This is a genomic window from Alteromonas sp. Cnat2-8, assembly GCF_022348355.1.
Classification (GTDB): Bacteria; Pseudomonadota; Gammaproteobacteria; order Enterobacterales; family Alteromonadaceae; genus Alteromonas; species Alteromonas macleodii.
Genome location: NZ_JAKREX010000001.1, coordinates 193,986 through 206,995, shown reverse-complemented (window position 1 = coordinate 206,995; position 13,010 = coordinate 193,986). Strand labels below are relative to the sequence as shown.

Here is a 13,010-nt window from a genome sequence, read left to right as displayed (position 1 = left end):
TAATTTTGCTAAAATTAATCGAAAGAAGCAGGGTAACCTGCTTTTTTTATTGATACATTTCCGAAAACAGCGGTTGCGCTCCGATCTTTTGTCGTTACAATTTATAAATGCGCTAAACTGTAAATAATAACAAAGCGTTCTCGGGGAATTGATGAAGAACATTTTGCTGGTTAGTGACAACCAGGAACTTATTCAAAACTTGGAAACTATCGTTACCTTCATGGGAGAATCGTGTCAATCGCGAGGCTTTAGTGATTGCGAACGGTATTTGCAAGATAGTGGAGCTGATGCTGTTCTTATAGAGCACATATCGCCAGCCATAGTCAGTGGACTGGTTGAGAAGTTTCCTCACATACCATTTGTAGCATTGGTTGAAAATAATAGCCAAGCATCAGCAGGTTGTAATCTCGTTAGCGTTATTGCAACGCCATTAACCTATCCCGTTTTGACCCAAGCTATCCATCGTTGCCAAGAATACTCAAGGCGCAAACCGAGCTTGTCTCGTACATCGGGAACAAAGACGCGACTGTTTAGAAGCCTTATTGGTAAAAGCGAACAAATACAAATAGTTCGTCGATTAGTTGAACAGGTTGCTCCGACTGATGCCACTGTCTTGATTCTAGGAGAGTCTGGAACGGGTAAAGAGGTCGTTGCACGTAATGTTCACTTCTTATCTGAACGCAAAGACGGGCCATTTATTCCGGTAAACTGCGGTGCCATTCCTGGCGAGCTGTTAGAAAGCGAGCTATTTGGTCACGAAAAAGGGGCGTTTACTGGCGCAATCAGCGCGCGTAAAGGCCGTTTTGAGTTAGCGGAAGGCGGTACGTTGTTTCTGGATGAAATCGGCGATATGCCGCTTCAGATGCAGGTTAAATTATTGCGCGTGTTACAAGAGCGTACCTTCGAGCGCGTAGGTGGCAACAAACCCCTTCAGTGTAACGTACGCATCATCGCCGCGACGCACCGCAATTTGGAAACCATGATCAATGAAGACAAGTTCCGTGAGGACTTGTATTACCGACTCAACGTATTCCCGATTGATAGCCCTGCACTTAGACAAAGAAAAGACGATATCCCCTTACTGCTCCAAGAGCTAAATAGCCGTATCCAAGGTGATGGGGTGGAAGGAGTGCGCTTTACCGAGCAAGCGATCGCCTCGTTAATGGAGCACGAATGGGCAGGCAACGTTCGTGAGCTGTCTAACTTGGTTGAACGCTTAACAATTCTTTATCCTGGTCAAATCGTTGATATCGCCGATTTACCTGAGAAATATCAATACGGTGATGTACAGGCTTACGAGCCTGATTATCCAGAAGAAATTCTTGAGCGTGAAGCATTCAATGCACTCTTTGCTGAAGCGGCCGCGCAAGAGCCAGAAGAAGACCTTAACGAGCAAAGCCATGAGGGTCTGAACGGAATGGTTTCTTCATCTTTACCTGAAGAAGGGGTTAATCTCAAAGAGTATCTTTCTGAGTTGGAAGTAAACCTCATTCGACAGGCGTTAGACAATCAAGATTGGGTGGTGGCTCGAGCTGCCGACAAACTTGGTATGCGCAGAACAACGCTCGTCGAGAAAATGCGGAAGTACGATATTCAACGTACTGAAGAAGCGTAATGTCAGGTAATTGACGTTGCGCTTTCCTCTATAATTTTATCCTATCTAACTGAAAAATAAGCCAATGATGAATTGGCACATCTTCTGCTTTATCTAAGTCATAGTTTAACAGCGTCTGCAATTTGACGAGGGCAATATGGCTTTTGACAGCACACCACAATCAACTGAGTACTCAGCATCAAGCTATGCGTTAGATAGTATTGATAATGCGATATCTCGTGATGAATACGACCCGTCAAGCAGTGACGATATTTCGTCTTTACGGTTGCAGGCGAGTCGACTTGAACACTTACTTCAGGTAATGCCTGCGGGCGTTATCGTTATAGACGGCAAAGGGATCGTACGCCAAGCCAATGAACAAGCGAAAGCACTGTTAGGTGAACCGCTGGAAGAGGAAGTGTGGCGAAGTATTATCACGCGCTCATTCAAGCCTCGCGCTGATGACGGTCATGAAGTCTCACTTGTTGACGGTCGCCGAGTGAAGCTTTCTATCACGCCATTAGAAAATGAGCCTGGGCAATTAATAGTTATTACCGACTTAACCGAAACGCGGCAGCTGCAAGCACGCGTGAGTCATATGCAGCGCCTGTCTTCTTTGGGAAAAATGGTAGCATCTTTGGCTCACCAAATTCGTACGCCTCTTTCTGCGGCCATGCTCTATGCGTCTAATTTAACGCGCAAAGGCTTGGGACAAGAAGCACAAACTCAATTTGCAAACAAGCTAACTGACAGGCTTAAAGAGCTAGAGAGTCAGGTTAACGACATGCTGCTGTTCGCTAAGTCAGGGGAAGAACAAGTGGTCAGCCAAATTAGCTTGGGAGAGTTGTTTACTTCAATTGAAGGCAGTGCCCAAACCATGACGGCTCAAGCACAGCAAACGCTAACTTTTAGTGGCTTCGATAAAAACGTATCTATTACCGGTAATCTTACAGCGCTTCAAGGCGCGTTATTAAACCTTGTTCACAACGCGAGCCAAGTTACTCCGAAAGGGGAGTGCGTACACGTAGAAACTGCAGTGTCTGATAAACGTTTGCATGTGGCTATTATAGATAAAGGTCCTGGCGTACCGGATAAACTCAAAAACAAAATTTTTGAACCGTTTTTCACAACTAAAACTCATGGCACGGGCCTTGGCCTTGCGGTGGTTAAATCCGTCGTAAACGCCCACAACGGTTTGCTTAGCGTATCAAATATGCCAGAAGGTGGGGCGTGCTTTAGTGTGTCTTTGCCGTGTGTTGTGAATGCTCAATCTTCACAAACATTGACTCATGTTGCGTAGGTCATAGGAGAGAATAATGTCTAAAACTACCATTTTAATTGTTGAAGATGACGCAGGATTACGCGAAGCACTCCTAGACACCCTTCTGTTAGGTAACTATGAGGTTGTTGCCGCTGACTGTGCTGAAGAAGCGTTAATGGTGCTGTCTTCGCGCTCCGTCGACTTAGTGGTAAGCGATATTCAAATGGGCGAAATGAGCGGTTTAACGCTACTTAAAAGTATCAAGACCAAGTACCCCAATATGCCAGTGCTATTGATGACAGCCTATGCCACTATTGATGATGCCGTGCAGGCAATGCGCGATGGCGCAACAGATTATCTATCAAAACCGTTTGCCCCTGAAGTACTGCTTAATTTAGTGGGACGCTACGCGCCTGCACAAAAAATAGAGTCACGCACGCCTATTGTTGCTGACCCTTCTAGCTTGAAGTTACTTGAGCTTTCTCGCAAAGTCGCGAAGTCCGACGCCACTGTGATGGTAATGGGACCAAGCGGTTCGGGTAAAGAAGTGCTGTCTCGCTATATTCACGATCAGTCGCCGCGCAGTGAAGCGCCATTTGTCGCCATCAACTGTGCAGCCATACCAGAGAATATGCTAGAAGCGACCTTGTTTGGTTACGAAAAAGGTGCGTTCACCGGCGCAATCCAAGCTTGCCCGGGTAAATTTGAACAAGCCCAAGACGGTACGCTGTTACTTGATGAAATAACCGAGATGGATTTGGCGCTTCAAGCTAAACTGCTACGCGTGTTACAAGAGCGCGAAGTAGAGCGTCTTGGCGGACGTAAAACGGTTAAGCTCAACGTCCGTGTTATTGCTACAAGTAACAGAGATTTGAGAAAAGCAGTGGATGCGGGAGAGTTCAGAGAAGATTTGTACTACCGCTTAAATGTATTCCCTATTGAGTGGCGCCCGCTTTCGGAACGTCCGGGTGATATTGTCCCTCTTGCCGAACACCTGGTTCAGCGTCACGCTAGTTCTCAAGGGCTGGGTACTATCAGGTTAAGCGCAGCAGCACGCAATAAGCTATCACAATACAGCTGGCCAGGGAACGTTCGCGAACTAGAAAACGTGGTTCAAAGGGCGCTTATTTTATGTGAACACAATGAAATCGACGCCAGCGATTTAATGATTGACGAAGACATGACTGCACCTGTTGAAACACTGCAAGAGCATGTTGAAGAAAATAGGCTAGGGTCTGAGCTGCGCTACCAAGAACATCAAATTATCCTCGATACATTGGTGTCGTGTAACGGCAAGCGTAAAGATGTGGCAGAAAAGCTCGGCATTAGTCCAAGAACCCTTCGTTACAAATTAGCGCGCATGCGCGAAGACGGTATTGAAGTGCCCGCATAAGGTCGCTTTCTACACTTTCGGTTTCCTCGTCCTTATCCGTCGCCTTTGTAGTAAAGAAGGCGGCGGTTTTTTGTTGCTCACACTAAATCAAACGCCATAAATTTGGCTAACCCTCTTATTTTTGATTTATCTTATTGATATATATTGTTTTTTAAAGTTGGCAAGCCCTTTGCTAAATCCCCTCTATACATAAGTTATACGCCGATGTTCAGGCGGTCTCGAAAAAGCACTAGGAGTGGTTATGGACGTTAAAGCCAATAGTTTGTATCAAGAAATGCAGAACATGATTGGGCAAACTCGTCTTCAAGTTAATGAGCCTCAACAGCAGCCGCTTAGTGAAGTTAATAGCTCGGCAAGTGATTTCTCGACCATGCTAAAGAATGCGGTAGATGGTGTAAACGGCATGCAGCTCGAATCTAAAGACGCGCAGCAGCGTTTTGAAATGGGCGACCCTAACTTAAGTCTAGCTCAAGTTATGCTGACGAAAGAAAAGGCGGGCATTGCTTTTGAAGCCACTGTTCAAGTACGTAACAAAGTACTTGAAGCCTATAAAACAATAATGAATATGCCGGTGTAGGTGGAGTAGGTTATGGCTGAAGCTACAGGTACAAACCTTACGGTTCCTGATCAAAATCAAGCAGTGGACAATGAGCCAGAAAACAAATCTGGTTTTATGGACACTTTAGGTAGCGCAGATATGATGCGCCAAATGGCCCTTGTGGTTGTTTTGGTAATCTGCGTCGCCATCGCTATTTTTATTCTTATCTGGTCGCAAGAACCTGATTACCGTCCACTTGCGAAAATGGAAACCCAAGAGCTTATTGAAACTCTCGATTATATGGATGCAAACCAAATCGACTATAAGCTTGAAGGCAATATTGTTTACGTGAGAAGTGACGAATTCCAAAACATCCGTTTAGGCATGACCCGCCAAGGGCTAACAAAGGCCTCTGATGCCGGTACCGATATCATTATGCAGGATATGGGGTTTGGTGTGAGCCAGCGTGTTGAGATGGAACGTTTAAAACACGCCCGCGAGCAACAAATCGCGGCTACCATCGAAGATATCGCAAGCATTCAAAAAGCCCGTGTCTTGTTAGCTATGCCTAAAGAGAACGTATTTGCGCGAAGAGAGAAGAAAGCGTCGGCAACCGTTGTGCTAACGGCTAAGCGCGGTGCCGTTATTGCAGGTGAAGAGGTTGATGCTGTTGTCGATATCGTTGCGTCTGCAGTTCAAAACATGGAGCCGTCTAAGGTAACAGTAACAGACAGCAATGGTCGTCTGCTGAACTCAGGCTCTCAAGATTCTATGAGTGCTCGTGCCAGAAAAGAATACGAGATTGAGCGCCAGCGTGAGCAAGAGTACTTAGAAAAAATTGACGCGATACTGATTCCAGTATTGGGCATAGGTAACTACACAGCACAAGCTGACGTTACCATGGACTTTACAGCTATGGAACAAACACAGCGTAGCTACAACCCTGATTTACCTGCGGTTCGCAGTGAAATGATAATGGAAGAAAACAGCGTAGGTGGAGGTGTTGGCGGTATTCCTGGTGCACTGTCTAATCAGCCTCCGTTAGATTCTAATATTCCAGAAAATGCTGTGGGCGGCAGTCAACAAACTATGCCGGGGCGCACAGCGAAAGAATCAACACGCAACTACGAACTTGATACCACTATCAGTCATACCAAGAAACAGACAGGGGTTATTCGCAGATTAAGTGTATCTGTGGCGGTGGACTATACCCAAGTTGCGGGTGAAGACGGTGCGATGACGCCAACACCGCGTAAACAAGAAGAGATTCTCAACATACGTAGGCTTTTACAGGGCGGCATTGGCTTTGACGTTACCCGTGGTGATTCGTTAGAAGTTGTAAGCGTGCCCTTTACTCGGATGGACGCAGGGGAAATTGAAGACGCGCCTATTTGGGAGCAGCCCGGATTTCTACCAATTCTTAAGCTAGTTGTTGGTGGCTTGGTTATAATAGTGCTTATCATCTTCGTGATTCGTCCTATGCTACGTCGTCTTATTAATCCTGATGAGTCGAACGACGCCGATGAATTTGATGCAGACGAGGGCTTAGATTTAGGCGACGACACCATTAGCATGTTAACGTCTGACTTTGACGAAGGACAGGTAGGTTTTGCGCCAGATGGTTCACTCATGCTGCCTGACCTGCACAAAGATGAAGATGTACTTAAAGCTGTACGTGCCCTTGTGGCCAATGAACCTGAGTTATCAGCCCAAGTCGTGAAGGGCTGGTTAATGCAAGACGAGTAGTGAGATAAGATTATGGCTGAAGAACTTGCCAATGTTGACGAGCCGTCATACGACGTCAGTAAATTAGAAGGCGTAGAAAAAGCGGCCATCTTGCTGCTGAGTCTTTCTGAAGAAGACGCCGCCCAGATATTGAAACACTTAGAGCCCAAGCAAGTACAAAAGCTCGGTACTGAAATGGCAAAAGTGGACGATATGACGCAAACCAAAATTACGGCGGTTCATAAGCACTTTATCGAAGAAATTCAGAATTACAGTACCATTGGCTTCCAAAGCCAAGACTTTGTTAAACGTGCGCTAACAGCCGCGTTAGGTGAAGATAAGGCGGCAAACCTAATTGATCAAATCCTGATGGGAAGCGGTGCAAAAGGCCTAGACTCATTGAAGTGGATGGATTCTAAGCAAGTAGCCAGCATTATTCGCAATGAGCACCCGCAGATTCAAACTATCGTATTGTCTTATTTAGAGCCTGAACAAAGTGCTGAAATATTGGCGCAGTTCCCTGAAAAAGTGCGACTCGACTTGCTAATGCGTATAGCAAATCTAGAGGAAGTTCAGCCGGCTGCACTACAAGAGCTGAACGAAATCATGGAGAAACAGTTTGCAGGTCAAGCGGGTACACAAGCAGCCAAAATGGGCGGCTTGAAGTCTGCAGCGAACATTATGAACTACCTAGATACCGCGATAGAAGGTCAGTTGATGGATGCTATTCGCGAGCAAGACGAAGAGATGAGCCAGCAAATTCAAGACCTGATGTTTGTATTCGACAATTTAGTCGATGTAGACGACAAGGGTATTCAGGCCATACTGCGCGAAGTACAGCAAGACGCGCTGCTTAAAGCCATTAAAGGTGCTGACGAAGAGCTCAAAGACAAAATTATGCGCAACATGTCTAAGCGTGCTGCTGAAATGCTTAATGATGATTTGGAAGCGCTCGGTCCTGTGCGTATTAGTGAAGTGGAAACAGCGCAGAAAGAGATCCTTTCTGTTGCCCGTCGACTTTCTGACTCTGGTGAAATCATGCTTGGTGGTGGCGGTGGCGAAGAGTTCCTGTAGGAACGCTAGTCCCGTCACTCATTTAGCCTAGGTAAATATATGACTGCCAAAAAAAGTTTCAGCGAAAACGAAGTAAATGAAGCTAAAAAATGGGACCTACCTTTCGTTGATGACCCCACTGCACCCCGAGAAAACGAGCCGACCAACGCGTTAAACAAACGTTCGGACTGGAAGTATGAACCGCCTGAAGTTGAGGAAGAGATTAAGCCGCCTACCGCTGAAGAAATAGAAGCTATACGTCAGGCTGCTTATGATGAAGGTTATCAGGAAGGTAAAGAAAAAGGTTTTGAAGAAGGAAAAGCGCAAGGCCTTGAAGCAGGTTTAGCGGAAGGTAAAGAGCAAGGTCACACCGAAGGACTTGAACAAGGGCTTGAAGAAGGCCGCCAGCAAATGACGGCACAAGCCGAAGTGTGGCAAATGCTTGCTGAAAAATTTCACGACCCACTCTCGCAAGCCAACGATGAAACCCGAGATCAATTGGTAAAACTCGCCGTTACTCTTGCAAAAGCAGTTATTAAAACAGAGGTAAGTACTAACCAACAGGTTATAATGCAGGCGTTAAGCGAAGGTATTAAGGCGCTACCAATTAATCAAGCTGACTATCAAATTCATATGAATCCTGAAGATATTGAATTGGTAAAAGAGCATTTTGGTGAAGAGGAAATTACCAAAAAAGGCTGGAATTTGGTTGAAGCAACAGCAATGGAACGCGGTGGCTGTGACATTACCACTGTGCAAAATGCCGTAGATGTGTCGATTGAGCGTCGATGCCGCGACGTTATCGATAAGTTTCTTTTAAACCAAGGTTTATCTAATGACTAGCCCTTGGCATGCCCATTTTGAATCACTTACTAAACAAGTGACATCGCCACCCGTTGTTGCAGCGGGAAAATTAGTTCGGGGCATAGGGCTTACCCTTGAAGCTGTAGGTTGCCAGCTGCCGGTGGGCAGTCAATGTTTAGTGCAAACCATTGAAGGCGAAATAGAAGCTGAAGTAGTTGGCTTTGGTGATGATATTACCTATTTGATGCCCACTGAAGCGGTTCGCGGTATTGTGCCAGGGAGTCGCGTTATGCCGTTAAACCGGCAAAGCGGTTTGCCGGTAGGTATGGGACTGTTGGGTCGTGTGGTCGATGGCAACGGTCAGCCCCTTGACGGACTGGGTGAAATTAATGCCGACGCGCGAGCTCCCACCACGCGTCCTCCTATGAACCCGCTCATTCGCCGTCCAATCAACACCCCTATGGATGTTGGCGTACGTGCCATCAATGCGTTAAATACGGTTGGCGTTGGTCAGCGTATGGGGCTTTTTGCAGGAAGTGGCGTGGGTAAAAGTGTGCTACTTGGCATGATGACCCGAGGCTGTGAAGCCGATGTGGTCGTGGTTGGGCTTGTAGGTGAGCGTGGCCGAGAAGTAAAAGAGTTTATCCACGAAATACTGACAGAAGAAGAACGCCAACGGGCGGTTGTAGTGGCAGCGCCAGCCGATACTTCACCGCTTATGCGTTTAAAGGGCTGTGAGACGGCGGTAACTATCGCTGAATATTTTCGTGATAAAGGCATGAAAGTACTGCTGCTGATTGATTCTTTAACACGCTATGCCATGGCGCAGCGCGAGATTGCGTTGGCTGTGGGTGAGCCACCGGCCACAAAAGGTTATCCACCTTCGGTATTTGCTCGGCTTCCCGCTTTGGTTGAGCGTGCAGGTAACGGTAGCGAGCGCCAAGGCTCTATCACGGCTTTTTATACGGTGCTAACCGAAGGTGACGATTTGCAAGACCCCATTGCCGACGCCGCTCGCGCTATATTAGATGGTCACGTGGTGTTGTCGCGAACCCTTGCCGATAGCGGTCATTACCCTGCTATTGATATTGAGGCGTCAATAAGCCGTGTAATGCCTATGGTCGTGAGCGAAGAACATCAATTGATGGCGCGTCGTATTCGACAAGTTTATTCAAACTACAAACAAAACCAAGACCTCATTTCTATTGGCGCTTATGCGAAAGGTTCAGACCCGCGTATTGATCTGGCTATTCGCGCAGAGCCTGCAATCAACGCTTTATTGCAGCAAGGGATGAAACAAGTCATACCGTATGACGAGAGCTTAGAAGGCATGGCTGCACTGGCTAAAGGGCTGGGGCAAGGCTAATGTATAGTGCTGCAATGCAAGTTAGCTTGCCTATGATCCAGAAGTCGTCAACTTTTCAAAAGGTATCGCATAATGTCTAAACAACTAGAACGTTTAGCCGAATTCGAGCGCGAAAAAGAGCAGCGAGAAGCCCGATACTACAAACAGGCCCAACAGAACGTTAATCAGCAAAAGCAAAAGCTAACCAGTCTTGAGCAGTACCGCATTGACTACATAAAAGGTATTCAACAAACCGGTCAAGCAGGTGTTACCGCCACCTATTATCAGCAGCATTTATCCTTCGTTGGAAAACTGGATAAAGCATGCGAACAACAGATGCAAGTGATTGCTCGTGCACAAATGGCGGCGGATCAGCGAAAGCAACTTTGGCTAAAGCAACAACAAAAAGTGAAAGCTGTTACCTTGTTGCTAGATAAGAAAAAGTTGGCAGAGCAGAAAAAAGAAGCCAGAGCTGAGCAGGCCATGATGGATGAGTTCGCTACCCAACGATTTTTCAGAGCTAAGCGCTCGCCTTTCTGATAATTAGTCGAGCCTCTGCCACTTTGGCTCAACCCTTGCAAAAACCATTTCATAATGTACTAGCGCGACGTAATTACTTTGCAATCGCTACTACGGTAAATCATCGTTTCTTTGAGTTTCATCACACAGTATAGCGTTTGAAATTCAGCGAGGGCGACTAAGGGCCGTAGCGAAAAATCATAGCGATACATGCTGACTAAGTAATGCTAAGTGATTGTAATTAAAGTAAGCGTTGGTGGGTTTGCGATGAAATGGCATCAAGTTTTTTGTAATAAAACGCCAAGTGAATCATTCGCATCACGATACGTCTTCTTGGTGAAAGACGATTTAAATGTAGGACGGTAGGACAATATGCAACAAGTTGCCGCACGTAAAACAGACATTGCCGCATTACCATTCTCTGCTTCTGGTACGGCGAAAGCCGTTGGAACGGGTATCGGAACTCAGCAACAAGCGAACAATGAAAATAACCAAGCATTTAACCGACTTTATCAAGACGCGAAAACGACCAAGTCAGATTTTGTTTTAAACGAAAAAGAAGATCAGGTTGCTCAATCTCGAGCAGCAAACCGTTCGGACAGAGCGGCTCCCCAATCTTCAGTCTCCAGTGACACGATCAAAAATGGTAAAGACCGCGATGCGGGACATACGGATTTACCTGTTCGTGACGAAGTGACAGATATTCCAGCTGAGTCTGAAGCTGACTCTCATAATGCAAATCAAGAAGAAAATGCAACGCTTGGTGCACACGAGGTTGCGCAAGGTTCAGCAACGACAACGCAGCCTTCAACTGACGGTGAAAATACCAATCTCGTTATTGACGACGCTGAAGGCGCCGTTGAACAAAAAAACGTGACCGACGCCCAGTATGTCATTGGAGAAGGCGGCAGGAAAGATGCCGAGGCTGGCGTTATTACCTCACCTGGCACGCCAGATGGAAAGCCAAGCAAAGACGACGGCGAGCCAGACTGGATTGCCTACGTTGAGACGGTAGCCAATCGTTTTGGAAAAAGTGATGAATCTTCAGGTGAATCAGGTACCACAGAAGATAAGGGTATCTCTGAAGCTGCAGGCGAGGCAGTTAACGTCGTATCTATAAAAGAAAGCGGAAAACTTTGGAAGCTTCCGGAGGATGTGGATGCGAGCGATATGCCATCGGTCATGGCTCATCTTTTGTCGCAACTTAATAGTAACAATGATGGTGAATTAGCCATCGAATCCCTGTCGTCTGAAGCACAACAAACACTCACTGCACTAACTTCACTTCTTATTGGTGGCAACGCTAACAATCAACAGAGTGGAAGTGATAGTGAAACGAACAATGCGTCTTCAAATGCGCAAACCGATATCAATACTAATTCAGATAAAAAAGTAAAAAATGACAATGAGCTTTCAGCATTAATTGCCAAGCTCATGCAGACTGAGCACACAGAAAATCCCGAACAAGGTCTAGCGTCAGACACTGAAGCCGCAAATGCATTAAGCGGTATGTTAGAAACGTTAAATGGGCTATCTGAAAGCGGTAAAAAATCGGCCGATGAATCGCTCGTACTAAGTCTACTAGCAGATGAACTTAACAATATTCAGGCCAAATCTCTTGATGACAATCTCGCTGAGGCTCAAGAGTTATTGGCCGAGTTAACTTCAGAGACAGCTGTTGCCGGCAGCGTGGCGATTAATGCAGCAGCATCAAACGACGCTAAATCAGCATCATCTGAGGGGCTGTTAAACGTTGAAAACAGCGGTGAGCAAACCAAGGTAGTTGATTCTTTTGGTGCTACAGAAATTTCAAGCGACCTGCTTTCAGCGATAAGTGAGCTATCGCCACAAAGCGCGCAAAAGGCAACAGAAGCGTTTGCAGAGCGTGTAGTCGCGGCTCTGCCTGGTGGTGCACAGCAACAAGCGGTGAAGGCTAACATTATCGCTGGCATTAACGAGTTTCAGCAACAAGTCCAGCAAGGTAGAGAGCCTGGCATTGATTTATCAACTATTGTAGCCGATGCCGCAAAAGATGCTGCGGTAAGTGCTGATGTGGTTGCTTCAATGACAGCGCGTGTAGACGGTCAAGCCAGTCAATTCTTAAATTTGATGACGCAAACTCAAGCAAGTGCTCAACACGCTATTGCTGGATTGGTCAATCCAACTGAATCGGTTATGCAGGAAAACTCTCAGCTTCGCGCTGAAGCGTCAAAAACTCAGCAGCAGTTTGAAGGTTTTGATAAAGCGGTCAATATTCATAAGAGCGACGGCCAGCAGCAGCTTAGTGAGAAAATTCGCTGGATGGTTAATGCGCGAAATACCATGGCTGAAATTCGCTTAGATCCTCCCGAGCTTGGCAGTATGCAGGTGAGAGTAAATGTGGCGGGTGACGCTGCAAGCGTGAGCTTTGTTGTGCAATCACAGCAAGCTAAAGATGCGTTGGCCGATGCTATGCCTAAGCTAAGGGATATGCTCTCAGAACAAGGTATTGAGTTAGGCGACGCCCAAGTTAGGAAAGATAATTCTTCTGGTCAAGAAAATGGCCAGCAACTTGCAGGAAACAGTCACCAAGGTCAGGGAGCTGGGGATCGTGGAGAAAATGACGGTGTAGACGACACGGATGGCATGCGGGTTATTGAGCAGTCGATTTCGCGCGCGGACAAGGGCGGCATAGACTTTTACGCTTAACCACATCCCGTATGAATTATTACCAATAGGTCGCATAGAGAGAATACGTAAACGCTGCTATGTTTTGAATGAAAGGAGTGAGCAGTAGGT

The 13,010-nt window shown here is 46.4% G+C and carries 10 protein-coding genes; all 10 read left to right on the top strand.

Annotation, left to right across the window (positions count from 1 at the left end):
- Positions 1–151: 151 nt before the first annotated feature.
- The 10 genes from MHN00_RS00915 (at position 152) to MHN00_RS00870 (ending at position 12,920) form a co-directional block, all read left to right on the top strand.
- Entirely contained in the window at positions 152–1,615 is a 1,464-nt protein-coding gene (locus tag MHN00_RS00915; RefSeq protein WP_239218636.1) for a sigma-54 dependent transcriptional regulator, read from the top strand.
- Between the two features lie 136 nt (positions 1,616–1,751).
- A complete protein-coding gene (locus MHN00_RS00910) occupies positions 1,752–2,894 on the top strand; it encodes an ATP-binding protein (RefSeq protein ID WP_239299892.1) in 1,143 nt (380 codons plus the stop codon).
- Between the two features lie 16 nt (positions 2,895–2,910).
- Positions 2,911–4,248 (top strand): sigma-54 dependent transcriptional regulator, encoded by a 1,338-nt coding sequence (locus tag MHN00_RS00905; RefSeq protein ID WP_239299890.1) that lies wholly within the window; start codon positions 2,911–2,913, stop codon positions 4,246–4,248.
- A gap of 241 nt (positions 4,249–4,489) precedes the next feature.
- Positions 4,490–4,825 (top strand): flagellar hook-basal body complex protein FliE, encoded by a 336-nt coding sequence (gene fliE, locus MHN00_RS00900; RefSeq protein WP_014948630.1) that lies wholly within the window; start codon positions 4,490–4,492, stop codon positions 4,823–4,825.
- Between the two features lie 12 nt (positions 4,826–4,837).
- Positions 4,838–6,532: a flagellar basal-body MS-ring/collar protein FliF gene (gene fliF / locus MHN00_RS00895; protein WP_014948631.1), complete on the top strand. Its 1,695-nt coding sequence runs from the start codon at positions 4,838–4,840 to the stop codon at positions 6,530–6,532.
- Between the two features lie 12 nt (positions 6,533–6,544).
- Entirely contained in the window at positions 6,545–7,585 is a 1,041-nt protein-coding gene (gene fliG / locus MHN00_RS00890; protein ID WP_014975903.1) for a flagellar motor switch protein FliG, read from the top strand.
- Positions 7,586–7,624: 39 nt separating this feature from the next.
- A complete protein-coding gene (fliH, locus tag MHN00_RS00885; protein ID WP_014975904.1) occupies positions 7,625–8,407 on the top strand; it encodes a flagellar assembly protein FliH in 783 nt (260 codons plus the stop codon).
- Entirely contained in the window at positions 8,400–9,734 is a 1,335-nt protein-coding gene (fliI, locus tag MHN00_RS00880) for a flagellar protein export ATPase FliI (RefSeq protein ID WP_014975905.1), read from the top strand. Before fliH ends, fliI begins: the two co-directional genes overlap by 8 nt.
- A 72-nt stretch (positions 9,735–9,806) precedes the next feature.
- Positions 9,807–10,253: a flagellar export protein FliJ gene (gene fliJ, locus MHN00_RS00875; protein WP_014948635.1), complete on the top strand. Its 447-nt coding sequence runs from the start codon at positions 9,807–9,809 to the stop codon at positions 10,251–10,253.
- Between the two features lie 351 nt (positions 10,254–10,604).
- Positions 10,605–12,920, top strand: coding sequence for a flagellar hook-length control protein FliK (locus MHN00_RS00870; RefSeq protein WP_014975906.1), 2,316 nt, complete (start codon positions 10,605–10,607; stop codon positions 12,918–12,920).
- The last annotated feature ends 90 nt before the right edge of the window (positions 12,921–13,010 follow it).

What these genes read in the sequence shown, in the direction of transcription:
- fliI (WP_014975905.1), top strand. Translation starts at nt 8,400, where the DNA reads ATGACTAGCCCTTGGCATGCCCATTTTGAATCACTTACTAAACAAGTG.
- MHN00_RS00910 (WP_239299892.1), top strand. Translation starts at nt 1,752, where the DNA reads ATGGCTTTTGACAGCACACCACAATCAACTGAGTACTCAGCATCAAGC.
- fliG (WP_014975903.1), top strand. Translation starts at nt 6,545, where the DNA reads ATGGCTGAAGAACTTGCCAATGTTGACGAGCCGTCATACGACGTCAGT.
- MHN00_RS00915 (WP_239218636.1), top strand. Translation starts at nt 152, where the DNA reads ATGAAGAACATTTTGCTGGTTAGTGACAACCAGGAACTTATTCAAAAC.
- fliH (WP_014975904.1), top strand. Translation starts at nt 7,625, where the DNA reads ATGACTGCCAAAAAAAGTTTCAGCGAAAACGAAGTAAATGAAGCTAAA.
- fliJ (WP_014948635.1), top strand. Translation starts at nt 9,807, where the DNA reads ATGTCTAAACAACTAGAACGTTTAGCCGAATTCGAGCGCGAAAAAGAG.
- fliE (WP_014948630.1), top strand. Translation starts at nt 4,490, where the DNA reads ATGGACGTTAAAGCCAATAGTTTGTATCAAGAAATGCAGAACATGATT.
- MHN00_RS00870 (WP_014975906.1), top strand. Translation starts at nt 10,605, where the DNA reads ATGCAACAAGTTGCCGCACGTAAAACAGACATTGCCGCATTACCATTC.
- MHN00_RS00905 (WP_239299890.1), top strand. Translation starts at nt 2,911, where the DNA reads ATGTCTAAAACTACCATTTTAATTGTTGAAGATGACGCAGGATTACGC.
- fliF (WP_014948631.1), top strand. Translation starts at nt 4,838, where the DNA reads ATGGCTGAAGCTACAGGTACAAACCTTACGGTTCCTGATCAAAATCAA.